The sequence below is a fragment of the Nocardiopsis oceanisediminis genome (assembly GCF_048595525.1).
GTDB lineage: Bacteria > Actinomycetota > Actinomycetes > Streptosporangiales > Streptosporangiaceae > Nocardiopsis_A > Nocardiopsis_A oceanisediminis.
Window position 1 is genome coordinate 2,888,414 of the sequence record NZ_JAFMZJ010000001.1, and the last position, 22,954, is coordinate 2,911,367.

The 22,954-nt window shown below is 75.9% G+C and carries 19 protein-coding genes; 9 read left to right on the top strand and 10 right to left on the bottom strand.

Going from position 1 to position 22,954, the window contains the following annotated elements:
* The first annotated feature begins 28 nt into the window (after positions 1–28).
* On the top strand, positions 29–709 hold the full coding sequence (locus J0910_RS12800) for an RraA family protein (RefSeq protein WP_420158721.1): 681 nt from the start codon (positions 29–31) through the stop codon (positions 707–709).
* Positions 710–1,096: 387 nt separating this feature from the next.
* Here the strand turns inward: J0910_RS12800 and J0910_RS12805 are convergent, their stop codons facing one another.
* Both J0910_RS12805 and J0910_RS12810 read right to left on the bottom strand, forming a co-directional pair.
* On the bottom strand, positions 1,097–1,714 hold the full coding sequence (locus J0910_RS12805) for a TetR/AcrR family transcriptional regulator (protein WP_420158722.1): 618 nt from the start codon (positions 1,712–1,714) through the stop codon (positions 1,097–1,099).
* Between the two features lie 62 nt (positions 1,715–1,776).
* Entirely contained in the window at positions 1,777–2,541 is a 765-nt protein-coding gene (locus J0910_RS12810; protein WP_420158723.1) for a hypothetical protein, read from the bottom strand.
* 153 nt (positions 2,542–2,694) lie between these two features.
* On the opposite strand from J0910_RS12810, the gene J0910_RS12815 reads away from it, so the two are divergent.
* Together J0910_RS12815 and J0910_RS12820 are read left to right on the top strand one after the other, a co-directional pair.
* Entirely contained in the window at positions 2,695–3,333 is a 639-nt protein-coding gene (locus J0910_RS12815; RefSeq protein ID WP_420161980.1) for a response regulator transcription factor, read from the top strand.
* Between the two features lie 436 nt (positions 3,334–3,769).
* Positions 3,770–4,582, top strand: a complete 813-nt coding sequence (locus tag J0910_RS12820) for an SAM-dependent methyltransferase (protein ID WP_420161981.1) — start codon at positions 3,770–3,772, stop codon at positions 4,580–4,582.
* A gap of 73 nt (positions 4,583–4,655) precedes the next feature.
* Here the strand turns inward: J0910_RS12820 and J0910_RS12825 are convergent, their stop codons facing one another.
* Complete coding sequence (locus J0910_RS12825) at positions 4,656–5,798, bottom strand: acyltransferase (RefSeq protein WP_420158724.1); 1,143 nt, start codon at positions 5,796–5,798, stop codon at positions 4,656–4,658.
* A 764-nt stretch (positions 5,799–6,562) separates the two neighbouring features.
* Here J0910_RS12825 and J0910_RS12830 point away from each other — a divergent pair.
* Together J0910_RS12830 and J0910_RS12835 are read left to right on the top strand one after the other, a co-directional pair.
* Positions 6,563–7,177, top strand: coding sequence for a phosphatase PAP2 family protein (locus J0910_RS12830; RefSeq protein ID WP_420158725.1), 615 nt, complete (start codon positions 6,563–6,565; stop codon positions 7,175–7,177).
* A 136-nt stretch (positions 7,178–7,313) separates the two neighbouring features.
* Complete coding sequence (locus J0910_RS12835) at positions 7,314–7,601, top strand: hypothetical protein (protein WP_420158726.1); 288 nt, start codon at positions 7,314–7,316, stop codon at positions 7,599–7,601.
* Between the two features lie 78 nt (positions 7,602–7,679).
* Here the strand turns inward: J0910_RS12835 and J0910_RS12840 are convergent, their stop codons facing one another.
* The 4 genes from J0910_RS12840 to J0910_RS12855 form a co-directional block, all read right to left on the bottom strand.
* Positions 7,680–8,918, bottom strand: a complete 1,239-nt coding sequence (locus J0910_RS12840) for an acyl-CoA dehydrogenase family protein (RefSeq protein WP_420158727.1) — start codon at positions 8,916–8,918, stop codon at positions 7,680–7,682.
* Positions 8,919–9,224: 306 nt separating this feature from the next.
* The gene (locus tag J0910_RS12845; protein ID WP_420158728.1) at positions 9,225–9,647 is read right to left on the bottom strand and encodes a VOC family protein; all 423 of its coding nucleotides are present in this window, start codon (positions 9,645–9,647) and stop codon (positions 9,225–9,227) included.
* A gap of 103 nt (positions 9,648–9,750) precedes the next feature.
* Positions 9,751–10,593: a helix-turn-helix domain-containing protein gene (locus J0910_RS12850; protein WP_420158729.1), complete on the bottom strand. Its 843-nt coding sequence runs from the start codon at positions 10,591–10,593 to the stop codon at positions 9,751–9,753.
* Positions 10,594–10,680: 87 nt separating this feature from the next.
* Positions 10,681–12,117, bottom strand: coding sequence for a helix-turn-helix domain-containing protein (locus J0910_RS12855; RefSeq protein ID WP_420161982.1), 1,437 nt, complete (start codon positions 12,115–12,117; stop codon positions 10,681–10,683).
* A gap of 213 nt (positions 12,118–12,330) precedes the next feature.
* Here J0910_RS12855 and aceA point away from each other — a divergent pair, with 213 nt between their 5' ends.
* Both aceA and J0910_RS12865 read left to right on the top strand, forming a co-directional pair.
* Complete coding sequence (aceA, locus tag J0910_RS12860; protein WP_420158730.1) at positions 12,331–13,629, top strand: isocitrate lyase; 1,299 nt, start codon at positions 12,331–12,333, stop codon at positions 13,627–13,629.
* A gap of 386 nt (positions 13,630–14,015) precedes the next feature.
* The gene (locus J0910_RS12865) at positions 14,016–14,870 is read left to right on the top strand and encodes a CPBP family intramembrane glutamic endopeptidase (protein ID WP_420158731.1); all 855 of its coding nucleotides are present in this window, start codon (positions 14,016–14,018) and stop codon (positions 14,868–14,870) included.
* A gap of 4 nt (positions 14,871–14,874) precedes the next feature.
* Here the strand turns inward: J0910_RS12865 and J0910_RS12870 are convergent, their stop codons facing one another.
* Entirely contained in the window at positions 14,875–16,125 is a 1,251-nt protein-coding gene (locus J0910_RS12870; RefSeq protein ID WP_420158732.1) for a CynX/NimT family MFS transporter, read from the bottom strand.
* A 160-nt stretch (positions 16,126–16,285) separates the two neighbouring features.
* On the opposite strand from J0910_RS12870, the gene J0910_RS12875 reads away from it, so the two are divergent.
* The gene (locus tag J0910_RS12875) at positions 16,286–16,969 is read left to right on the top strand and encodes a FadR/GntR family transcriptional regulator (protein ID WP_420158733.1); all 684 of its coding nucleotides are present in this window, start codon (positions 16,286–16,288) and stop codon (positions 16,967–16,969) included.
* A 1,970-nt stretch (positions 16,970–18,939) separates the two neighbouring features.
* Positions 18,940–19,542 (top strand): DUF6928 family protein, encoded by a 603-nt coding sequence (locus J0910_RS12880; protein WP_420158734.1) that lies wholly within the window; start codon positions 18,940–18,942, stop codon positions 19,540–19,542.
* 48 nt (positions 19,543–19,590) lie between these two features.
* Here J0910_RS12880 and J0910_RS12885 read toward each other — a convergent pair whose 3' ends face one another.
* The gene (locus J0910_RS12885) at positions 19,591–19,872 is read right to left on the bottom strand and encodes a DUF2277 domain-containing protein (RefSeq protein WP_420158735.1); all 282 of its coding nucleotides are present in this window, start codon (positions 19,870–19,872) and stop codon (positions 19,591–19,593) included.
* A 422-nt stretch (positions 19,873–20,294) separates the two neighbouring features.
* Complete coding sequence (locus J0910_RS12890) at positions 20,295–22,712, bottom strand: HelD family protein (RefSeq protein ID WP_420158736.1); 2,418 nt, start codon at positions 22,710–22,712, stop codon at positions 20,295–20,297.
* Positions 22,713–22,954 lie beyond the last annotated feature (242 nt).

The window sequence follows — 22,954 nt, forward strand, 5'->3', positions numbered from 1 at the left end:
CGCTCAGGCGCGTGTATTGGAGGCAGACGTGGCGCTTGCGGACACCTTGACGGCGCTCGGAACGGCGGCGCTGACCAGGAGCGGGGCGCGCCCCCTCGGCGCCCACCTGTTCCCGGTCCAGCCCGGGCCGGGCCTGGCGGCCACGGTATTCCCGGTGCGCTGCGCCCCCGGCGACAACCTGGCGCTGCACGCCGCGGTCGCCCAGGCGGCCCCCGGGACCGCACTGGTGGTCGACGCCGCCGCCGAACCCGAGTACGGCTACGTCGACGAGATCCTGGCGGTCGCCGCGCGCAACCGCGGACTGGCCGGCATCGTCATCGACGGCTGCGTCCGCGACCTCGCCGCGATCGCCCGCGCCGGCCTGCCGGTGGTCAGCTCCGGGGTGGCGCTGCGCTCCCCGGGCCACGACGCCGGCGGGGCGGTCGGCCAGGACATCCTGATGAACTCGGCCGACTCGGCGCCCACCCCGGTGCGCCGGGGCGACTGGGTGGTCGCCGACGACGACGGCGTCGCCTGCCTGCCCCGGGGCAAGGCCGCCGACATCGTCGCCGACGCGCTCCGCGGCGTCCGCGCCGACCAGGAGCTGGTCGACGCGGTCTGCGCCGGCGCCAGCACCATCGACCTGCTCCACCTGGACCCGTCCCGGGTGGCCGGCTGGGAGGGCGGCCCCGGCCGCCTGCACGCCGCCCCCGCCGCCGGCGAGGTCTGACCCGGGGGCGGTCGGGAGCCGCGGCCGCGGCTCCCCCGGCCCCGCGCCGGAACGCGCACCGATACGCCCGGCCCGCCTGCCCGCCCGAGGCCCGCCGGGGCGTACGGGCGCGTCCGCGCCGCCGGGCGGCGCGGACGCCGCCCGCCGCGGGGCCCGCCCCCGCGAAACCTCCCCCGCAGCGGCCGCGGCGGCACCGGGCCCCGGACCGCCGCTCCTCCCCCGGCCCGCGCCCGGACACTCCGGGCGGCCGTTCGCACACCCGACGGTCTCTGAGCGGGACGCGGATGGGGCGGGGCCACCGCGGCCTCGGCCGGCGTGCCCGTCCGGCCGACGGGGTCCGGCCCGCACCGGACGGCGGACGGGCGCACCGGCCGCGGTGGCCCGGGGTCAGTTCCGCGCGCCCCCCTGGGCGATCGCGCCCACCACGGAGCCGGTCAGGCCGTCGACGACGACCTCCTCGGGGACCTCGGGGTGGTCCAGCCACCACTCGCCGGAGGCCTGGACCATCCCCACCACCGCGTGCGCGGTGATCTGCGCGCGCAGCGGGTCGGCGATGTGCCCCTCGGCGACGAGCATCGCGGCCAGCTCCTCGCCGAGGCGGCGGACCATCATCCCCACGTCGCCGCGGGTCCGCGGGTCCTCGGAGGTGGCCCGGTCCATCAGGAACCGGTAGAGGTTCAGGTTCCGGCCGATCATCTGCAGGTAGGCGCCGACGGTGGCGCGGGCGCGCAGCCGCAGCGTCTCGCGGCCGTGCAGCTCGGAGCGGATCCGCTCGATGAGCGGGTCGACGTGCCGCTCGGCCAGCGAGCGGTACAGCCCGCCCTTGTCGCCGAAGTGGCGGTAGAGGATGGGCTTGCTGATCCCGGCCTCCGCGGCGATCGCGGACATCGGCGCGTCCGGTCCGTCGCGCTGGATCACCCGGTCGGCGGCGTCCAGGATGGCGCGGCGCCGCTCCGGGCTGCGGCCGCGGGCGGGCTTGGTCTGCTGTGCGGGTTCGAGGGCCACAGCGAACCACGTTAACCGGGCCGCCACCGGGAGCGCACCCGGCGGCGGCCGCGGGCCGGGCGCTACCCCGCGGCGGTGAACGCCGCGACGTCCACGGTGATCCAGACGGCCTCGGCGGCGGCGATCCGCGCGCCCTCGTGGTCGTACAGCGCCGTGGCGGTGAAGACCTTGCGGCCCTCGGAGCCGAGCAGCCGGCCGGTGACCACGTGCTCGCGGCCCACCTGCGGCGGGCGCAGCACCTCGGCGGTCATCCGGCCGAGCAGCATCGGCCGCTCCAGGATGTCGCTGGACCAGCCGCCGGGGCAGTCCAGCGCCGCCCAGGCGGCCTCGGGGCCCGCGTAGCGCGTCCCCGGTACAGCCAGCGAGGCGTCGGGCGTCCAGGCGGCCGCGACCAGGCCCCCGTCCGAACCGGGCACCGGGCCGGCGAAGATCCGCAGGCCGTCGCCGGGGTCCCGGTCCGGCCCGCACACGAAGCAGGTGCCGAACGGGTGGCCGGAGAACCCCCGGTAGGCCCGGGACGCCTCCCGGGCGAGCGGTGCGGCGACCCGCTCGGCCCGGACCCGCACCGACCCGGCCGGCGCCGGCTCCGCCTCGGCCACGGTCTCGGCCCCGTCCCGCAGCCGCAGCCCCGGCCCGTCCGCGGACTCCAGCGCCATCGCGGTGTCCAGCGGCGGCGGCTTTCGCAGCGTCACCCGCACCGCGGGCGCGCCGAGGCGGGCGGCCAGCAGTCCGCCGATGTGCCCGCCGTTGGCGGACCCCGGGGGCCCGTTGAAGCGGCGGTCCACGGTCAGCTTGTCGGAGGCGTCGATGCCCGGAATGTCGGTCATGGGGCCAGCGTATGCACCGCCCCGCCCGGAGCCCCGGGCCGCCCCCGCCGATCCGCGCGGGACGGCGGTGCGCGGCGCGAGGAAGGCGGAGGGCCCGGCGGCAAAGGGATCCGCGGCGGGCGGTGACGGGCGGGCATGGAGGGCGGGGCAGCGGTGCGGGTGGTGATCGTCGAGGACAGCGCGATCCTCGCGGAAGGGCTGGAGCTGCTGCTCACCTCCTCGGGGCTGGAGGTGGCGGCGGTGACCGGGGACGCGGAGTCGTTCCTGGCCGCGGTGGCCGAGCACCGGCCCGACGCGGCCGTGGTCGACGTGCGGCTGCCCCCGTCCTTCACCGACGAGGGCGTGCACGCGGCCCTGGCCGCCAGGAGGATCGTCCCGGCCCTGCCGGTGCTGGTCTTCTCCCAGTACGTGGAGCGGGTCTACGCCCGCGACCTGCTCTCCGACGGCGCGGGCGGGGTGGGCTACCTGCTCAAGGACCGGGTGGCGCGGGTGGACGACTTCCTGGACGCGCTGCGCCGGGTGGCCGGCGGCGGCACCGCGCTGGACCCGGAGGTCGTCTCCCAGCTGCTCACCCGCCGCTCCGACCCGCTGGGCGGGCTGACCCCGCGCGAGCGGGAGGTGCTGGAGCTGATGGCCCAGGGGCTGGGCAACACCGAGATCGCGGCCCGGCTGGTGGTCACCGAGCGGGCCGTGCACAAGCACGTCGGGAACATCTTCGCCAAGCTCGGTCTGGCCCCCGACGACGGAGGCCACCGCAGGGTCCGCGCGGTCCTGGCCTACCTGGACGCCTGACGGCGGCGGGCGGACCGCGTGCGGCCCCGGCCGCAGACGGCCCGGGGAGCGCCGTTCCGCACCCCGTGCGCGGCCGCTCCGGCCGGGCACCGCTCCGGACATGGAACCGGGACGAACCGTGCGGCGGGGGCGGAACCGGTCGGCGGGGCGGGGCGCCGCCGACCCTTTTCCGTCTCGCAGTGCGGAAACGGTCCGCCTCCGGGCGGTTGCGCACCCCGCCCCACCGGGTAGGAATCCCCCTCGGAAGCCCGCTCGGGCCGCCCCTCCCGGCGGCGCCGGGCGATGCCCCGAACCACCCGCCCCGCTACCCTCCGTCGATGTACGATGGCGGCCCCTCTCCTCCTGGCAGTACCCCCCTTACCCTCCGCACCGATCAGACCGGGAGTCGAACGTGAGCGAGCGCTCCGCGAAAGGAACGGACTGGACCGTTTCCGCCATGCCGCAGCTGGACATGTCCGTGCCCACGGTGGCCCGGACCTACGACGCCCTCCTCGGCGGGAAGGACAACTTCCAGGCCGACAGGGAGGCGGCCGCCGCCTTCGAGGAGCTGAGCCCCGGGATCGTCCGGCTCTCCAAGGACAACCGCGGCTTCCTCTCCCGGGGCGTCCGCTACGTCGCCGAGCAGGGCGTCCGCCAGTTCATCGACCTCGGCTCCGGGCTGCCGACGGTGGAGAACACCCACCAGGTCGCGCAGCGGGCGACCCCGGACGCCGCCGTGGTCTACGTCGACATCGACCCGATCGTCCTGGCGCACGGCCGCGCGATCCTCGTGGACTCGCCGCAGACCACGGTGATCACCGCGGACCTGCGCGACGTCGACCAGGTGCTCTCCGAGCCGGATACGCGGCGCCTGATCGACTTCGCCGAGCCGGTCTGCATCATGCTGGTCAGCCTGCTGCACTGCATCCGCGACGAGGACGACCCGTTCGGCCTGGTCCGGCGGTACTTCGAGCGGCTCCCCGCCGGTTCGGCGCTGGTCTACTCCCACCTCTGCTCCGACGACGAGGATTTCGCCCGCACCTTCACCAAGAAGTGCCACGACTTCGGGATGGACTGGGGCCGGGTCCGCTCGCCCGAGGAGTGCTCAGAGGTCTTCGACGGCCTGGAGCTCGTCTCGCCCGCCTCGGACGGCTCGATGCCGCCGATCCCGGTGGACTGCCCCACCTGGCGCAACGGCGACGTGCAGCCGGTCCCGCTGCCGGACAAGAAGCTCTGGGAGCACTCCGGGGTCGCTTTCAAGCGGAGCTGAGGGCACCGCCCGCCCCCGGCCGGGCGGGCCCTCCACCGGAGCCGGGTCCGGGGCGGGCGCCGCTCGGAGCCGTTCAGAGCAGCAGCGCCCGCGCCCCGGGGATCCGGCGCACCACCGCCACCGCCGCGAGGCTGAGCAGCGCCGCCGCGGCCGCGTATCCGAGCGCGGCGCCCACCGCCTCCCAGCCGTCCGGGGCGCCGAGCAGGTCGCGCAGCTCGCGCAGGACCATCACGTGCACCAGGTAGACGCCGAAGCTCAGCGCGGAGATCCGGCCGACCGCGCGCCGCACCGCCCCGGCGGCCCGCCCCTGCGTGCGGGCGAGGCGCAGCCCGGCCGCGCGCAGCACCAGGAACGCGCCGACCGAGCTGAGCAGCACGGCGGGGGAGAGGTAGTCGTAGACGTAGTCGGCCCCGGCCTCCCAGGCGCCGGCGGCGTCGGCGAGGGCCCAGGCGGCCCCGGCGGTCGCGGCGGTGCCGGCGAGCAGCGCCGCGGCGGCCGGGCGCGCGGTGCGGGCCCCCGGGGCGGCGGTGTGCAGCAGCCACCCCAGCAGGTAGTAGCCGAGGAACGGGAGGAACCGGGTGGCGGCGCTGGCCCCGCCGGCCCCCTCCACCAGGGTGAGCGCCTGGTCGGCGACGCCCAGCGCGGTGGTCGTCCCCGCGAACCACCACAGCCCGGACCGGGGGGTGTGCTCCACCACCGTGCGCAGGAACGGGGTGAGCAGGTAGAGCCCGGCGATGACGTACAGGAAGTACAGGTGGATGCTGGGCGCGCCGGAGGCCGCCTGCCGCCAGGCGGTCTCGGTGTCCATCCCGTGCCGCCAGACCTCCCAGAGCAGGTAGGCGGCGGTCCAGGCGACCAGGGGCAGGCCGATGCGCGCCCACCGCTTGCGGTAGAACTCCCGGGGCGCCTCCGCCTTGGGGGCCAGCAGCAGCGCTCCGCTGATCATCACGAACACCGGGACGCACCAGCGCAGCGCGGCGTCCAGCGTGTTGGCCGCCCACCACGGGGCCGTTCCGAGCTCGGTGTGCGAGGCGGTCACCAGCGGCGCCACCGCGTGCACCAGCACCACGGCGCCCATGGCGCACACCCGGGCGAAGTCGATCCAGTCGGTCGAGGGCCGAGGGGGCGCAGGGGCGGCGGACGGAGGAGCGGGGCCGCCGGACGCAGGCCGCGGCGCTGCCGCACCCCCGTCCGCGCGGATGTCGTCGACGCGCATCCCCTATCGATACCACTTCGTTACACTGCGGCTCAACCGCCCTTCCCGCGGCGCCTTCCGCCCCGCACCCGGCCCGCGGCGGGGCCGCCCCCGCCTCCGCCCAGGCCGTCCGCGGTCCGCCCGGTGCGCCGACCGGGAGCGCCCGGGAGGCGAACCGGGCGGCGGTGCGGAGACGGCCCCGGGGCAGGACCGCGCAGGGCGGCGCGGCGTGCGGTCGCGTGATGAGGAGGAGCGCGCTGATCGCCGGCGTCACCGCGGCGGTCCGGGGCCGTTGCCGCGCGGCACGGCCGGCGCGTCGCCGGCGAGGACGGCGGTGGCGGTCGGCATGGGCCGGCCGGCGGGCGGGACGCGGCCCCGGCGATCAGGATGAAGGCGAAGAGCCCCGGGGCGATGCCGCGCACGGCCTTGGCGGGCGGTCGGGCCCGGAAGGTCCGGTCCCCGGTCGGCGTGCCGGGGAAGCCGAGGCCGGCCGGGACCTCGACCCCACTCAGAGACCGCCGGGTATGCGGGCGGCCGCGCGGTTCGCCCCGCGAGGCGCCCCCTCCGCCCCGGTACGCCTCTCGCAGCGCCGAGACCCATGGGAGAGCGGGGCGGCTCGAGGACGGAGGATCCGGGCGGCCGGCCGCGTATCCGCTGGCCTCTCGGGGGCGCGGGGCGGCCGCGCGGGGGCGTCGCTGTAGACTTCCGCGCCGGGCCGCCGTGCCGGTGCGGGAGCGGCTCCCCGAGCAGGGTGAGACCGCGCCTGGAACCGTCGGAGCCGTCCCATGACCCCATCGGCCGAAGCGCCGGCCTCCGCCGCGTCCCGGCTGGCCCGCGCGGCCACCGGCCTGCTCGCCCCGGCCCAGGTGGTCGTCTACATCGTCGCGGTCACCGCGCTGCACTCCACCGGATCCGTGCCGGAGGCGCTGCTGTGGGGGCTGCTGGCCGCCCTGTTCGGCGCGGTGGTGCCGGCGTCCTTCATCGCGGTGGGCGTCCGGCGCGGGTGGTGGGAGGACCGGCACGTCCGGGACGGCCGCAAGCGGCGCCTGCCGCTGCTGGTCTGCCTGGCGTCCACGGCGGCGGGGACCGCCCTCGGAGCCGCTCTGGGCGGACCGCGGGACCTGCTGCTGCTCGGTGCGGTGATGTGCGCCGGGGCGCTGGCGCTGTGGGCCTTCACCGATCCGCTCGGGACCAAGCCGAGCGTGCACACGCTCATCGCGGTCGTCGCCTCCGGGGTCACCGCCGCCTACTTCGGCGCCGCGGGCGCGGCGGCGGCGCTCCCGCTCACCGCCCTGGTCGCCTGGTCCCGGGTGCGCCTGCGCCACCACACCCCGCCCCAGGTGCTGGGCGGCGCGCTGATCGGGGCCGCGGCCCTGCTGCTCTTCGCCCTGCTGCGCTGAGCCCCGGCAGGGGGCGGGCGGAGGAGGGGACCCGCCGACGCGGTGCCCCGCGGGCGGGGTAGAACGGGTACCGGCGGCGCCGTACCGCGGAGGCGGGGCGCCGTCCGCACCGTTTCGAGCACGGATGGAGCCCCTCATGCCGTACCTGCTGATCCGCCAGCGGTTCACCGAATACGACCGCTGGCGCGCGGCGTTCGACTCGCTGGCCGAGCGCCGCGCCGGGCTGGGGCTGAGCACCCTGCTGGTCGCGCGGGACGCCGACGAACCGGACGAGGCCGTGGTGCTGTTCGCCTTCGAGGACGCGGAGCGGGTCCGCGCGCACTTCCCCTCCCCGCAGCTGGAGGAGGCGCACCGCAAGGGCGGAGTGGTCCCCGGCAGCACCCGGCTGCTCTTCCTGGACGACCTGGACGGCGCCCCGCTCTGAGGCCGGGCGCCGGACCGCCCCGGCGAAGGGAGAGGAGGGGGCCGCGGCCCCCTCCTCCCGTTCCCGCCGGCGGAACGCTCACTTCACCGGCAGGCCGGTGACGGCGCGGCCGATGATCAGGCGCTGGATCTCGCTCGCGCCCTCGAAGATGGTGAAGATGGTGGCGTCGCGGTGCCAGCGCTCCACCGGGTATTCGCGGGTGTAGCCGTTGCCGCCGAGGATGCGCAGGGCGTTCTGGGTCGTCCAGGTCGCGGTCTCGCTGGCGAAGAGCTTGCTCATCGACCCTTCGGCCTGGGCGAAGTCCTTGTCGTTGCGGGCCATCCAGGCGGCGCGCCAGACCAGCAGGCGGGAGGCGTCGATCCGGGTGGCCATGTCGGCCAGGGTGAAGGCGACCGACTGGTTCTCGGCGATCGGCCGGCCGAACTGCTCGCGCTGGGCCGCGTAGTCGCGGGCGTACTCGTAGGCGGCGCGGGCGCAGCCGACCGCCATCGCCCCGACGGTGGGGCGGGAGGCCTCGAAGGTCTTCATCGCGGCCTGGCCGCCGGAGCGCCGGCCCTCACGGGCGCGGGCCAGCCGCTCGTCCAGCTTCTCCTTGCCGCCCAGCAGGCACGCGCCGGGGACGCGGACGTCCTCCAGGACCACTTCGGCGGTGTGCGAGGCGCGGATGCCGTGCTTGGCGAACTTCTGTCCCTGGGACAGCCCGGGGGTGTTCGGCGGGACGATGAAGCTGGCCTGGCCGCGCGAGCCCAGCTCGGGGTCGACCGAGGCGACCACCACGTGCACGTCGGCGATGCCGCCGTTGGTGGCCCAGGTCTTGGTGCCGTTGAGCACCCACTCGTCGGAGGCCTGGTCGTAGACGGCGCGGGTGCGGATGGCGGAGACGTCGCTGCCCGCGTCGGGCTCGGAGGAGCAGAACGCGCCGAGCTTGATGTCGCCGGCGGTGCCGAACATCTGCGGCACCCACTCGAAGAGCTGCTCCTGGGTGCCGTTGGCGGCGACCGAGACGGCGGCCAGGCCGGTCCCGGTCAGCGCCAGCGCGATCCCCGGGTCGCCCCAGTACAGCTCCTCGAAGGCGACCGGGATGCCCACGCCGCTGGGCTCCAGCCACTGGTTGGCGAAGAAGTCGAGGGAGTACAGGCCGATCTTGGCGGCCTCCTGCAGGATCGGCCAGGGGGTCTCTTCGCGCTCGTCCCACTCGGCGGCGGCCGGGCGGACGACGTCGCGGGCGAACCCGTGGACCCAGTCCCGGACCTCGCGGATGTCCTCGCTGAGCTCCAGGCTGAACGCGGGTGCGCCGGCGGCGCCGGAATCGGTCATCTTCACACGTCCTTCGATCGTCCCGGCGGGCACCGGGAGGAGGAATGCGTCGGGCTCCGGGAAGGGGAGGCAACGGCACGGGGAGGGCCGCCGCCCCAAAGTGTTACCAACGGTAACATGTGGGTTCGGGGCACAGGAAGGGGGCGGGCGCCGCGGCGCCCGCCCCGGTGGGGAGGCGGAGCCGGCGCCGCAGGGCGCGATCGCCCCGCAGCGCCCGGCGCGCGGTCCGCGGCGCCGTCCACACCGGCGGCCGCGCGTGCGGGTGCCCCCGCCCCGTCCTCTCCGGCCCCTCCGCGGGGCCGGGCGCTACCCCCGCCCCTCCGCAGAGTCCCGCCAGTCGGTGCCGAAGGTCCACACGCTGCCCTCCGGGTCCCGGGCGGCGTACTCCCGGGCCCCGTAGCCCATGTCCGAGGGCTCGGCGACGATCTCCGCGCCGGCCGCGCGCGCCCGGGCGCAGTGCGCGTCGGGGTCCTCCACGGACACGTACAGCAGCTGCGGAGCGGCCGGGACCGCAGTCGGCCCGGCGTCCGGTCCGCGCTCGGAGCCCACCATCACCACGCCCCGGCCGAGGCGCAGCTCCGCGTGCGCGACGAACTCCCCCTCGGGCGGGTGGCGCACCTCGGCCTCGAAGCCGAACGCCTCGGTCAGGAAGCGGATCGCCTTGTCCGCCTCCCGGTAGCGCAGTACCGGGAACACCGCCGGCCGGCCGGCCTTCTCCTCGTCGGCCATGGCTCCTCCCTCGCTCTCGGCCGCCCCCCGCCCGTCCGCGGAGAGGCGTCGGGGAGACCCTAGGCGGAGGGGGCCGCGGGGTCTTGTAGGTATGGGAACCGCTTCACCGGGCGGCGGGCGCGGCGAAGCCGGCCAGCATCTCGCCGCGCAGCTCCGCGGGGGTGCATCCGGCGAGGCCCTGCCAGTCCCGGGTGAGGTGGGCCTGGTCGTGGTAGCCGGATTCGGCGGCGGCCTCGGCGAGCGTCCCGCCGGACAGGACCAGGCCGAGCGCGGCCCGGAAGCGCAGCACCCGGGCGGCGGCCTTGGGCGCCAGGCCGAGCTGCTCGTGGAAGCGGGCGCTGAGGTGGCGGCGGCTGTACCCGGTCTCCCGGGACAGGTCGGCGACGGTGGCGCGGCCGCGCGAGGCGGCCAGCACCTCCCAGGCGCGGGCCACCATCGGGTGCGCCGCGGCCGGTTCGCGGGCCCGCTCCAGCAGGGCGGCGTCGAGCAGGTCGAACCGCTCGGCCCAGCCGGGCGCCGCGGCCATCCGCTCCACCAGCCCCCGGGCCCCGGGGCCGAGCACCTCCTCCAGGGCGACGAGCTCCCCCGCCAGCTCGCGCAGCGGCAGCCCGAGCAGGGCGTAGGCGCCGAGCGGGGTCGGTTCGAACTCCACCCCGAACTGCTCGCCGGAGTCCAGGGTGTAGGCGGCGCGGTCGTGCATCCCGGCGATGAACGAGGAGGCGGGCGCGACCTCGAAGGCCGGCCCGGAGGAGCCGATCCAGCCGGCGGTGAACGGCCCGCCCAGGTTGACGATGACCGTGACCGCCCCGGAGGGCGGCTCCCGGCGCCACACCGCGGCGCCCGCGGAGTAGCGGTAGCCGCGGTAGAGCGGCACGTGCCGGCGGACCGCCGGGTGCGGGACCCGGGCGGCGGTCTCGGCGGAGGCGGTCGGCGGCTGGGCGTCCATGCGCCGAGTATCCCGCCGCGGCGCCGGAGCGCGCCAGGCGCGGGGCGGGGCGGTGCGCCCGTCCCCGCCCGCCCCGCGCCGGTGCGGCTACTCGGCCTCGTGCCGCTCCAGGAAGGTGTAGACGTCGGTCTCGTCGACGCCGGGGAAGGTGCCCGAGGGCAGCGCGGACAGCACGTGCGAGTGGGCGCGGGCCGACGGCCAGACGTTCCCCTCCCAGCGGGCGGCCAGCTCGCCCGGCGGCCGCACGCAGCACTCCCCGTTCGGGCAGTTGGACTTGGTGCGGTTGGTGGTCTCCCGGCCGCGGAACCAGCGGGACTCCTTGTAGGGCACGCCGAGGGTGATGGCGAAGTTCCGCTCCCGGCTGGGGTCGACGTGCGCCACGCACCAGTGCGTCCCGTTGGGCTTGTCGGTGTACTGGTAGTACAGCGAGTACCGGTCGGGGGAGGCGAAGACCTGCCGGCCGGACCAGTACCGGCACATCCGCTGGCCCTCGATGGCGCCGCTCTCGTCGGTGGGGAAGACCAGGCCGTCGTTCTCGTAGGCCTTGTAGATGATGCCGGTCTCGTCGTTCCGGATGAAGTGGCAGACCAGGTCCAGGTGGCGGTAGGCCAGGTTGGTGAACCGGTGCGCGGCCATCTCGTAGGAGACCGAGAAGACGTCCCGCAGGTCCTCCACCGACAGGTCGCGGGCCTTCTTGGCCTCCTGCAGGTAGGCCACCGCGGGCTCCTCCGGCATCAGCACGGCCGCGGCGAAGTAGTTGGCCTCCACCCGCTGGCGGAGGAAGTCGGCGAAGTCGCGCGGGTGGTCGTGGCCGAGCACGAAGTGGCCGAGCGTCTGCAGCAGGATCGTCCGCGGGCTGTGCATGCCCAGCGACTCGCGCTTGAGGTAGAGCCGGCGGTTGCGGGTGTCGGTGACCGAGCGCACCGACCGAGGCAGGTCCTGCACGTAGCGCAGGGTGAAGCCGTGGTGGGTGACGATGGCCAGGATCTGCCCCTGGGAGAGCGCTCCGCCGCTGTAGCCGATCGCGCCCAGCGTCTCCTTGGCGGCCTTCTCGATCAGCTCGAAGTAGTTGCCCCGCTCGCGCATCTGCCGGCGCAGGTCGGCGTTGGCCCGGCGGGCCTCCTCCGGGCTGGCGGTGGGCTTGACGCTGCGCCGCTTCAGCTCGTCGTAGAGGCCGACGATGTGCTCCAGCACGTCGTTGGGGACCCGCTTGCCCACCTTGAGGTGGGAGAGGTTGAGGCCCTGGTACACCGGGTCGCGCTGGGCCTCCTCCAGGGCGATCTCCAGCTGGGCGCGGCGGCTGGGGGGCTGCCGGGAGAGCAGCTCCTCCACCGAGACGCCGAGCGCCTGGGCCAGCGCGGTGAGCAGCGACAGCTTCGGCTCGCGCTTCCCGTTCTCCAGCAGGGAGAGCTGGGAGGGCGCCCGGCCGACGCGCTCCCCCAGGTCGGAGAGGGTCATCCCGCGGTTCCGGCGGAGGTGCCGGAGGCGCTGGCCAAAGGTGACGAGATCCAGGTCACCCGGCAAAGACGGGATTTCTTCAGTACCAAAGTACGTCATGGCTTCATCTTAGGGAAAGATTCGAAGATCTTCACCTGGAATCGGCTCGAAAAACCCTGGAACTTTGCGAAGAATCGTAGTCACCGGCGGGGAACACGGTCCCCGCAAGGCCGGAAGGCCGAGCGGGCCACGTCTCCAGCCGGTACAACGACCAGGGGAACTGAGAAGGCGGGTAGCCAGATGAGCATCAGCGGCCGTCAGAAGGAAGCCGCAGCGGCGCTGCAGCAGGAGTGGGAGAGCGACCCCCGCTGGAAGGGCACCGAGCGCACCTACTCCGCCGAGGACGTGATCCGCCTGCGCGGGTCGGTCACCGAGGAGCACACGCTGGCCCGGCTCGGCGCGGAGCGGCTGTGGAGCCTCCTGCACGACGAGGCCTACGTCAACTCCCTCGGCGCCCTCACCGGGAACCAGGCCGTGCAGCAGGTCCGCGCCGGCCTCAAGGCCATCTACCTGTCCGGCTGGCAGGTCGCGGCCGACGCCAACCTCGGCGGCCAGACCTACCCGGACCAGAGCCTCTACCCGGCCAACTCGGTCCCGGCCGTGGTCCGCCGGATCAACAACGCCCTGCTCCGCGCCGACCAGATCACCTGGTCGGAGGGGGACGAGAGCGCCCCGCACTGGCTCGCCCCGATCGTGGCCGACGCCGAGGCCGGCTTCGGCGGCGTCCTCAACGCCTACGAGCTGATGAAGGGCATGATCGCGGCCGGCGCCGCGGGCGTGCACTGGGAGGACCAGCTGGCCTCCGAGAAGAAGTGCGGCCACCTCGGCGGCAAGGTGCTCATCCCCACCGGGCAGCACGTCAAGACGCTGAACTCGGCCCGCCTGGCGGCCGACGTGGCCGGCGTCCCCTCGCTGGTCATCGCCCGCACCGACGCCCAGGCGGCGACGCTGATCACCAGCGACATCGACGAGCGCGACCGGCCCTTCGTCACCGGCGAGCGCACCGCCGAGGGCTTCTACCGGGTCCGCAACGGCCTGGAGGCCTGCGTCGCCCGCGGCCTGGCCTACGCGCCCCACGCCGACCTGCTCTGGATGGAGACCTCCACCCCGGACCTGGAGGTGGCCCGCCAGTTCGCCGAGCGGATCAAGGCCGAGTACCCCGACCAGATGCTCGCCTACAACTGCTCGCCGTCCTTCAACTGGAAGCGGCACCTGGACGACGCCACCATCGCCAAGTTCCAGCGCGAGCTGGGCCACATGGGGTACAAGTTCCAGTTCATCACCCTGGCCGGCTTCCACAGCCTGAACTACTCGATGTTCAACCTGGCCAAGGGCTACGCGGAGAGCGGCATGACCGCCTACGTCGAGCTGCAGGAGGACGAGTTCGGCGCCGAGCCGAAGGGCTACACCGCCACCCGGCACCAGCGCGAGGTCGGCACCGGCTACTTCGACCTGATCTCCACGGCGATCACCCCGGACGCCTCCACCACCGCTCTCACCGGCTCCACCGAAGAGGACCAGTTCTCAGCGGCTCACTGAGGCCGGCTCCTCGTCCCCGGCGGCCGCCCGCCCCGCTTTCGTGGCTGGGGCGCGGCGGGAGGGCCGTCACCGCCGCCGGGCCCGCGGTTCTCGTGTCACCCGCGGGCCCGGCGGCCCTGAGACCATGTTGATGGAGAGGAGAGGACCGGAACGCCCAGCGGCTCACTGGCACCGGCTCCTCCTCCCGGACGGCCGCCCGCCCCGCTTTCGTGGCTGGGGCGCGGCGGGACGGCCGTCACCGCCGCCGGATCCGCGGTTCTCGTGTCACCCGCGGATCCGGCGGCCTTTCCGCTGCGGCGGCGCCCGCGGACCTCTCGGGCGCCGCCGCGGTGCGCTCCGCCCCTCCCCGCTCCGGCCGCCCGCCCGGACGTGCGATGATCGGCCGCATGTCCGAGCCCACCACCCCGCGGGCCGCCGCGCCCGGACCGGAACCGCGGCCGGAGCCGGCCGCCGCGCCCGCCGCCCCCTCCCTGCCGGTGCCCGCCCCGCTCACCGCGCGGCTGCTCGGCTGGGAGGTCGCCTGCGTCCTGGCCCTGTCGCTGGGCGCCTCGGCGGTCTCCGCGGTGATCTCCTTCACCGGGGCGCTCACCGCCCCGGGCGGGCTGGCCGAGCAGACGGCCAACCTCGTCGTGCCGCGCGCCGAGGCCGAGCGGCCCTGGCTGGACCTCTCCCGGCAGCTCTACTCGCTGGTGTTCGCGATGGCGCCGGTGCTGCTCGTGGTCCACCTGCTGCACCGCACCCGGGAGTCGGCCCGCACCATCGGCTTCGACCTGCGCCGCCCCGGTTTCGACCTGGCCGCGGGCGCCGGCCTGGCCGCGCTGATCGGCTGCGGCGGCCTCGTCGTCTACCTGGTCTCCTGGCGGCTGGGGCTCACCGTGACGGTGGCGCCCAGCTCGCTGGAGCAGCACTGGTGGCAGTACCCCGTCCTGGTCCTGCAGGCGGTGAAGAACGGGGTGCTGGAGGAGGTGATCGTGGTCGGCTACCTCATGCTCCGGCTGGGGCAGATGGGGTGGTCGCCGGTGCGGATCATCGCGGCCAGCGCGGTGCTGCGCGCCTTCTACCACCTCTACCAGGGGGCGGGCATGTTCTTCGGCAACCTGGTGATGGGCGTGGTGTTCTGCTGGTTCTACCGGCGCTGGGGGCGGGTCGGCCCGCTGGTCGCCGCGCACTCGCTGATCGACATCGCGGCGTTCGCCGGGTCGGTGCTGCTGATCGGGAAGGTCGGCTGGCTGCCGGGCTGAGGGGTCAGGACCGGGCGGCGCGCGCCTCCAGCGCGTCCTCCAGGTAGCGCGGCCGCCCGAGCAGCATGCCGACGGCCATGTTGACCGTCACCAGCACCGCGACCAGGGCGATCGGCGCGTGCCAGCCGCCGGAGACCTGGTGCAGGAAGCCGAAGAGGAACGGGCCCAGGCCGCCCATCAGGTAGCCCACGCTCTGGCTGGAGGCCGACATCGCGGCCGTCGCCGCCGAGGTGCGGGTGCGCACCGCGAAGAAGGTCAGCGCCAGGGTGAAGGTGCCCATGCCCAGGCCGAGCAGGACGGTCCACACCCAGATCCCCTGCAGCGGCCAGAACCAGATGCCGGCCAGCCCGACCGCGTAGCAGGCGAAGAAGAACAGCACGAAGCCGCGGTGGTCCCGGGCCCTGGCCATCATGCCGGGCAGCACCAGCGAGGTGGGCACGGCCAGCGCGGTCAGCACGGACAGCGCCAGCCCCGCCATGCCCGCGCTCATCCCCTGGTCCCGCAGCATCTGGGCGTACCAGCCGAAGAGGATGTAGGCGACGGTGCACTGGGTGCCGAAGAAGAGCACCGACTGCCACCCCATCCCGGTGCTCAGCACCCGGCGCAGCGAGAGCGCGGAGGAGGGGTCCTTGCGCGGCGGCTCGTGCTTGAGCACCAGCAGCCAGGGCACCACCGCGACCACGCCGAACGCGGCGAAGGCGCCGAGTGCGACGCGCCAGTCCCCGGTGGCCTGCACCATCGGCACGGTGCCCGCCGCGGCGATGGTGGTGCCCAGCGCCAGGAAGGTGGTGTAGAGCGTGGTCATGGTGCCGACCCGGTCCGGGAAGTGCTCCTTGACCAGGGTGGGCAGCAGGACGTTGCCGATCGCGCCGCCGGACAGCGCCACGGCGCTCAGCGCGAGGAAGGGCAGCGGGTCGCCGACCAGGGGGCGGGTCGCCAGTCCGACGGTGAGCGCGATCAGCGCGGCGACCAGCACGTGGTGCTCGCCGAACCGGCGGATCAGGGACGGGGTGGCCGCGCCGAAGGCGGCGAAGCAGAGCACCGGCAGCGTGGTGAGCACCCCGGCGACGGTGGAGGACATGCCCAGGCCCGCGGTCACCTCGTCGAGCACCGGCCCGACGCTGGTGATCGCGGTGCGCAGGTTGACGGCGGCGAGCGCCACGCCGGCGACCAGGAGCCATACGACGCCGCGACCGCGCCCGGCCGCGCGGTCGGTCTCCGCGCTCTCGGAGCGCGTCTCGGTGACGCTTGCCACACACCCCTCCAAAAACATAGGATGACAGGATCTACATCGACAGCGTAACGCATTCGCGGGGAGAGGCTATTCCGCGCCGAGGCTGGTCTAGGCTGCCACCCTGACCGACTCTCCCGGGCCGGCCACGAACGGCGGCCGACATCTGTAGGAGGTAAAGCGAGTGCCCCTCGCCTCGACGCGCCGGACAGGCCTGGTCGACCAGGTCATCAGCCAGCTCAGAGCACAGATCGACTCGGGCGAGTGGGGAATCGGCGACCGCATCCCCACCGAGTCGGAGCTCTCCGACCAGCTGGAGGTCGGGCGCAACACCGTCCGGGAGGCGGTCCGCGCCCTCGCCCACGCGGGTCTGCTGGAGATCCGCCAGGGCGCGGGCACCTTCGTGCGCGCCTCCAGCGAGCTCGGCGGTGCGCTCCGCCGCCGCCTGGAGCGCTCCCGCCTGCGGGAGAACCTCGAGGTGCGCCGGGCCCTGGAGATGGAGGCCGCCCGGCTGGCCGCGCTGCGCCGCACCGAGGGGGACCTGGCCGAGATCGAGCGCGCCCTGGCCCTGCGCGACGAGGCCTGGCGCACCCAGGACATGGGCACTTTCGTGGAGACCGACTTCGCCTTCCACCGCGCGGTGGTGCACGCCACGCACAACCCGCTGCTGATCGAGCTCTACGACGACATCGCCTCGGTGGTCTACGACAGCATCGCGCACAGCGCCCACATCGAGCCCACCCAGGACGACCTCGACCACGACCGGCTGGGCGCGGCGATCCGCGACGGCGACGCGGGCCGCGCCCTCCAGGAGGCCGCCTGCTACCTCGACGAGCTGGTCTCCCGCGCGGACGACTCGGACGGCTGAGCGGCCACCGGTCAAGCGGTCGGCCCCCGCGCGATGATGGTCTTCGGGGCGGATCGGTCGCCGGGCGTTCACCCGCGGGGCCGACGGCCTCTCGCCCGGACGGGGCGCCTCGCGGAGCGAGGGCCCGACCGGCGGCGAAAGAAGGGCCGGGGTGGGCGGCCCCACTCGGGCGCGGCTCCCACGGGGTCAAGGTTCAGGCGTGCGGCGAGGGCAGAGGGCGTGCCGGCCGGTCGGCCGGGCGCGGCGTATCACCGGGCCAGGGCCCAAACCGGCGGCGACGGCGCAGGCAGGGGCGGGGCCGGGCACCCCGGCCGGGCGCGGCGTCTCGCGGAGTGAAGGTTCAGGCGTGCGGCGAGGCCAGGGGGCGTGCCGGCCGGTCGGTTGGGTGCGGCGTCTCGCGGAGTGAAGGTTCAAGCGAGCGGCGACGGCGCAGGCAGGGGCGGGGCGTAGGCAATCGGCCGGGCGCGGCGCCCCACGGAGTGAAGGCGCAAACCGGCAGCGACGGCGGAAGCAGGGGCGGGGCCGGGCGCCCCGGCCGGGCGCGGCACCCCACGGGGCGAAGGTTCAGACGGGCGGCGAGGGCGGGAGTGGGCCGGGGCGGCGTTCACCGGTCCGCCCCGGGCGCCCGGCGAAGGGGAAAGCGGCGTTCCGGGGAAGGGCGCGGGCCCTCCGTGCCGGTGGAGGGGGTTGTGTCCGCTGTGCCGGATCGCCGGCGGGGTGGGGGCGCCCTGCGCACCCCTGCAGCAGGCCCGATGACATCTACCGGCGAGTAGCACCCCCGGAAGCCCCCACCACCCCTCCCCGGTCACTCAGAGTGACCGAGGCGGGGCCCGCCGGGGGGATGAATGCGGCATCCCGCCCCCTCGCCGCCCCTCCACGGGGTTCCGGCCCCGCCCTTCCGGCCTTCCGGGCGGCACGGATCCCCGGCCGCCGCCCCGATCAGGGCCGTTCCGACCTTCCGGGGCCCGTTCCGGCCCGGGATGCGCGCCCGGGAATCATCGGGGTGCTCTCGCGGTGCGCAGGCCGCCCCCAGCCGCCGTCACTGCCCGTGTTCACCCAGGTCAGGGAGGTGCCGGTGGCCGCCGGGCGGCCCGCCCCGCCACCGGGGCGACGCGGGCGCGGCGAACCCGCCGCCCCTCGGCCCGCTCCCGCCCTCGCCGCCCGCTTGAACCCCGGCCCCGTGGGGCGCCGCGCCCGACCGACCGGCCGGCACGCCCCCTGGCCTCGCCGCCGGTTTGAACCTTCGCTCCGTGGGGCGCCGCGCTCGGACAACCGTCTCCGCCCCGTCCCCACCTCGGCCGTCGCCGCCCGCTTGAACCCCCGCCCTGTGGGGCGCCGCGCCCGACCGACCGGCCGGCACGCCCCTTGGCCTCGCCGCCGGTTTGAACCTCCGCTCCGTGGGGCGCCGCGCCCGGCCGGGGCTCCGGGCCCCGCCTCTGCCTGAGTCGTCGCCGCTGGTCTGAACCCCGACCCGACGAAGTGCCGCGCTCGGGCGACGCCTGCACCCCGTCCCTTCCTCCGCCGTCGCCGCCTGTTTGAACCTCCGCTCCGCGAGGCGCCGCGCCCGGCCGGCGCCTGCGCCCCGCTCGGGAGGCCCGGCGGCCTTTGAGCCGCGACCGGTGCTCGAGTCGATCCCCCCGGTCCCCGGCCGCGCACGCGGCGCGGCCCCAGGGCGGGGCCGGGGCACCGCGTCCCCGCCGCGTGCCGGGCCGTACCTCTGCGCCCTACCGGACGGTATGCCCGGAGGGCTCCGCGTCCCGACCGGCGGGCTCCCGTGTCCCAGCCGGCGGCCTCCCGCGCCCCAGGGGGATGAATGGTGACGATATTCCCGGATCGGGAGGGGTGCCGCGCCGGGCGGGGTGATCGGGGCGGTCCTTTCCGCACCCTTCGGCCGCGCCATCCGCTGCCGCCCGCCCGCGATCGGTAGCGTCCGGCGTAGTCAGCGTCTGCCCGCCGCTTCGGGAGGAACCATGGGAGCCAAGACCGCCGTCGTCGCCTTCTGCGACACCGACCCCGCGTTCGTGCTGCGCGCGGGGGACGCCGCCGAGCCCGCCGCCGCCCGCGAGCTCGTCGAGCGCCTCTTCCCCGGACGCGTCGGAGGCTCGGTCGGCCCCGGGTACCTGGCCGACGCCGTGCTCCCCGGTGCGTACGTGTACGCGGGGGCCTTCTCCGGTCTGGAGATCGTCTGCGGCGGCCCCGTCGTGCAGGACCTCCCCGCCGATTTCGGCGCCCCGCCCTGGAAGAGCGAGCGCAAGGGCGTCTACCTGCACACCATGCAGAGCGCGGTGGACACCGCGATGTTCGGGGTGTGGCGCGACGGCGAGCTGCTCCGCGCGGTCGGCGTCTCGCCGGAGCACCGGCCCTGGCTGGTGGGGGAACCCTTCCCGTTCGAGGCGCCATGGTGGGCGGGGGAGTACCGCGACGGGGCCGTCGCGGGGCTGCCCTTCCACCCGATGGCCTTCGGGGAGGCCGCGCTGTGCGCCCTGTTCGGCTTCGTGTCCGAGGGCGCGCCCGGCGCGGCCCCCGTCCTGGACCCGTTCCAGGTCACCCTGGAGGGGTTCCGGGTGGACTGAGGGGCCTTGCGCCCGGGCGGCGGGCCGTCCTCCCGCCGCCCGGGGGTCTCATTCGGCGGCGGCCGCACCGGCCCGGCGCAGCGCACTGCGCCGGGCCCGCTCCGCCTCCGCCTCGCGCGAGCGCGGCGGGGCCGGGCTGACCAGCTCGGCGAGGAGCCGCGAGGTGGCGGCCGCAACGGCCTCCACCGCCTCGTCGAACGCCTCCCGGTTGGCCGCCGACGGCCTGGTGCCGCCGCTGATCTTGCGCACGTACTGCAGAGCGGCGTCGCGGATCTCGTCCTCGTCGGCCGGCGGCGCCATGTTGTGCAGCCGGCGAATGTTGCGGCACATGACCACGACGCTACGCCCCGCCGCCGACAATTTCGCCGGGCCGCCGGCCGGAGAGCCCGCTCCGCGGCCCCGCCGGGCGCCCGAGCCCACGGCCGGACCGCCCGGTCGGCTCCGCACCGGGGGATGACGCGCCTTCCCGCGCGCACGCGGTGCACGCCGCCGCCCGGCCCGGGGAGCGGCGGGGAGAGGCGCCCGGCGGCGGAGGCCGGGAGCGCGGATCACGGCGTCTCCGGACCCCCGCGGGGCGGGGCGGACCGCGCGGCGCTGAACCACCGACCGCGCCGGCCCCCGGCTCCCCGGGCACCGCCGACCCCGCAGGCCGGCGGGGGCCGGCACCGCCGCCCGCGCCTCCCCTCGAGGCGCGGGGAACGGCGCCCCGGCGGCCCCGCCCCGAGCGGGAGCCGGCGCGGGGGAGGAGCCGGTCAGTCCGCGCGGGCCAGGCCGGACAGCATCCCGGGCAGCGGCCGCTCGTGCAGGACGGTCAGCCGGCGGGTGGCGCGGGTGACCGCGACGTAGAGGTCGCGGCCGCCCTGGGGCGAGCCGGCCAGGATCCGGTCCGGCTCGGCGATGAGCACCGAGTCGAACTCCAGCCCCTTGGCCAGAGTGCAGGTCAGCACGGCCACCGGGGAGTCGAGCACGGCCGGGGAGGCGTCCGCGGCGGCCTCCGGCAGCAGCGCCGCGAACTCCGCGTGCCGGTCGTCGGGGACGATGACGGCGACCCGCCCGCCGCTCTCCGCCCCCTCGGGGGCCGCGGGGCCCGGACCGGCGCCGACGGCGCGCAGCTCCCCGTCGACCAGCGCGGGCAGCAGCCCGGCCCAGTCGGCCGGTCCGACGCGCACCGCGCGCGGCCGCTCGCCGCCCTCGCGGACCGACTCCGGGGGCGACTGCTCCGGGGCGACCTCCTTGAGCACGTCCGCCGCGACGTCCATGATCTCCACCGGGGTCCGGTAGTTCACCAGCAGCCGCTCCTCGTGCAGCCGCCCGCCGGCGTACCCGCCGAGCATCGCCTCCCAGGAGGAGGCGCCCGCCGCGCTGCCGGTCTGGGCGGTGTCGCCGACCACGGTCAGCGAGCGGGTGGGGATGCGGCGCATCACGGTGCGCCAGGCCATCTCGGACAGCTCCTGGGCCTCGTCCACGATGACGTGCCCGTAGGCCCAGGTCCGGTCGGACTCCGCGCGCTCGGCCGTGGTCGGCGCCGGCCCCTCGTCGGCCTGCCGCTCGGCCAGCGCGGCGGCGGCCCCCTCCCGGTCGCCCTCGAACAGGCCGGAGATCTGCAGCACGCCCAGGGCGTAGCGCTCCCGCTCGCGCCGCTTCCGCTCGGCCGCGCGGTCCCGGGCCCGCCGCTCGCCGGCCTCCTCGCCGAGCAGTTCGGCGGCCTCGTCCAGCAGCGGGACGTCGTCCACCGTCCACTCCGAGCCGGGCGGGCGGAGCAGGGCGCGCCACTCGTGCTCGGCCAGCACCCCCTCGTCCGGTTCCCGGGCGGCCTCCCGCGCGGCGGCCGCCATCAGGCCGGCGTCGGTGAGCACCTCCCCGACCAGCCGCTCCGGGGAGAGGTGCGGCCACAGCGCGTCCAGGGCCTCCCGCACCGCCCCGTCGCCCCACAGCGTCTCCACCGCGACCTCGGTGTCCTCCTCGGTCCACAGCGGGGCGTCGGGGTCCTCCAGCTCGGGCACGGCGCCGGTGGTCAGGCCCGCGTCCTCCTCGGCCTCGCGCACCGATTCCTCCAGCCGCCGCTGCTGGTCCAGGGCGAGCGCGCCGAGCATCTCCCGGACGAAGAACGGGCGCGCCGCGTTGTGCCGGATGCCCAGCTCCCGGGCGAGGTCCCGGATGCCCCGGCAGGTCCGCTCGTCCACCTCCAGCTCCATGCCCTGCGCCTCGATCCGCAGGCCGCCGCGGGGCACCCGCTGCCGCTCCCGGACGGCGGCCGCGATCATCCCGGCCATCCGCAGCGACCCCTTCAGGACCGCGGCCTCCGGGGCGTCGCGCGCCTCGGCCCGCACCCCGGGGAAGAGCCCGCCGACGGTGGTCAGCACCACGTCGGTCTCGCCGAGCGAGGGCAGTACCTGGGAGATGTAGCGCAGGAAGGTCGCGTTGGGGCCGACGACCAGCACGCCGCGCCGCTCCAGCACCGAGCGGTGGGTGTAGAGCAGGTAGGCCGCGCGGTGCAGCGCGGCGACGGTCTTGCCGGTGCCGGGGCCGCCCTGGACCACCAGCATCCCCTGCAGCCCGGAGCGGATCACCCGGTCCTGCTCGCCCTGGATGGTGGAGACGATGTCGTGCATCCGCCCGGTCCGGCCGGCGCGCAGCGCCGCCAGCAGCGCCGCCTCGCCGGACAGGCCGCTGCGCTGCTCCTCGTCGAGGCCGTCCAGGTCGAACACCTCGTCGTCCAGGCCGACCACGGTGCGGCCGCGGGTGTGCAGGTGGCGGCGGCGCACCAGGCCGGCCGGGGACTGCGGGGTGGCCGCGTAGAACGGGCGGGCCGCCGGGGCGCGCCAGTCCACCAGCACCGCCTCGTGGTCGGCGTCGCGCAGACCGATCCGGCCGATGTAGAGCGGGTCGCCGGGGGTGCCGGGCACGTCGCGGTGGTCGATCCTGCCGAAGCAGAGCCCCTCTTCGACGGCGGCCAGCCGCCGGGACAGGCCCGCCTGCTCGTCGACCACGGCCTGGCGCTCCACCAGCCCGGCGTACCCGCTGCCGCCCCCGCGCGCCTCCGCCTCGCGCAGGGTCTCCTCCGCCAGGGCCCGGGCGGCGTCGAGGCGTTCGTAGAGCGCGGACACGTAGGCCTGCTCCGCCTGCATGGAGCGCCGGCGGGCTTGACTTGTGGCCTGGTGTTGACTCATGCCCATCCCTTGGTTACTATGTGGATGTCTCTAAGAGTTGTGCGCGAAAACCGCTCGCAAGTCGTTCAAGCTAGCACGTGCGCCCGAGCGGCCGCCAGTCGGCCGGGCGCTTTTTTTCTGCCGCGGGCCCGGATCCGACCGCCGCGGGCTCCCGCGCGCCGCTCGGCCGCGCTACACTTCGGCACATGCGAACCCCGGTCAGTGCCCCAGCGCCCCGCCAGTGGTGGCGCCGCTCCTAGGCG

Bases quoted from the DNA above. Each gene is read 5' to 3' on its own strand.
- J0910_RS12850 (WP_420158729.1), bottom strand. From the start codon at position 10,593: ATGGACGCCCAGCCGCCGACCGCCTCCGCCGAGACCGCCGCCCGGGTC.
- J0910_RS12890 (WP_420158736.1), bottom strand. From the start codon at position 22,712: ATGAGTCAACACCAGGCCACAAGTCAAGCCCGCCGGCGCTCCATGCAG.
- J0910_RS12865 (WP_420158731.1), top strand. From the start codon at position 14,016: ATGTCCGAGCCCACCACCCCGCGGGCCGCCGCGCCCGGACCGGAACCG.
- aceA (WP_420158730.1), top strand. From the start codon at position 12,331: ATGAGCATCAGCGGCCGTCAGAAGGAAGCCGCAGCGGCGCTGCAGCAG.
- J0910_RS12880 (WP_420158734.1), top strand. From the start codon at position 18,940: ATGGGAGCCAAGACCGCCGTCGTCGCCTTCTGCGACACCGACCCCGCG.
- J0910_RS12845 (WP_420158728.1), bottom strand. From the start codon at position 9,647: ATGGCCGACGAGGAGAAGGCCGGCCGGCCGGCGGTGTTCCCGGTACTG.
- J0910_RS12885 (WP_420158735.1), bottom strand. From the start codon at position 19,872: ATGTGCCGCAACATTCGCCGGCTGCACAACATGGCGCCGCCGGCCGAC.
- J0910_RS12810 (WP_420158723.1), bottom strand. From the start codon at position 2,541: ATGACCGACATTCCGGGCATCGACGCCTCCGACAAGCTGACCGTGGAC.
- J0910_RS12825 (WP_420158724.1), bottom strand. From the start codon at position 5,798: ATGCGCGTCGACGACATCCGCGCGGACGGGGGTGCGGCAGCGCCGCGG.
- J0910_RS12840 (WP_420158727.1), bottom strand. From the start codon at position 8,918: ATGACCGATTCCGGCGCCGCCGGCGCACCCGCGTTCAGCCTGGAGCTC.
- J0910_RS12830 (WP_420158725.1), top strand. From the start codon at position 6,563: ATGACCCCATCGGCCGAAGCGCCGGCCTCCGCCGCGTCCCGGCTGGCC.
- J0910_RS12820 (WP_420161981.1), top strand. From the start codon at position 3,770: ATGCCGCAGCTGGACATGTCCGTGCCCACGGTGGCCCGGACCTACGAC.
- J0910_RS12835 (WP_420158726.1), top strand. From the start codon at position 7,314: ATGCCGTACCTGCTGATCCGCCAGCGGTTCACCGAATACGACCGCTGG.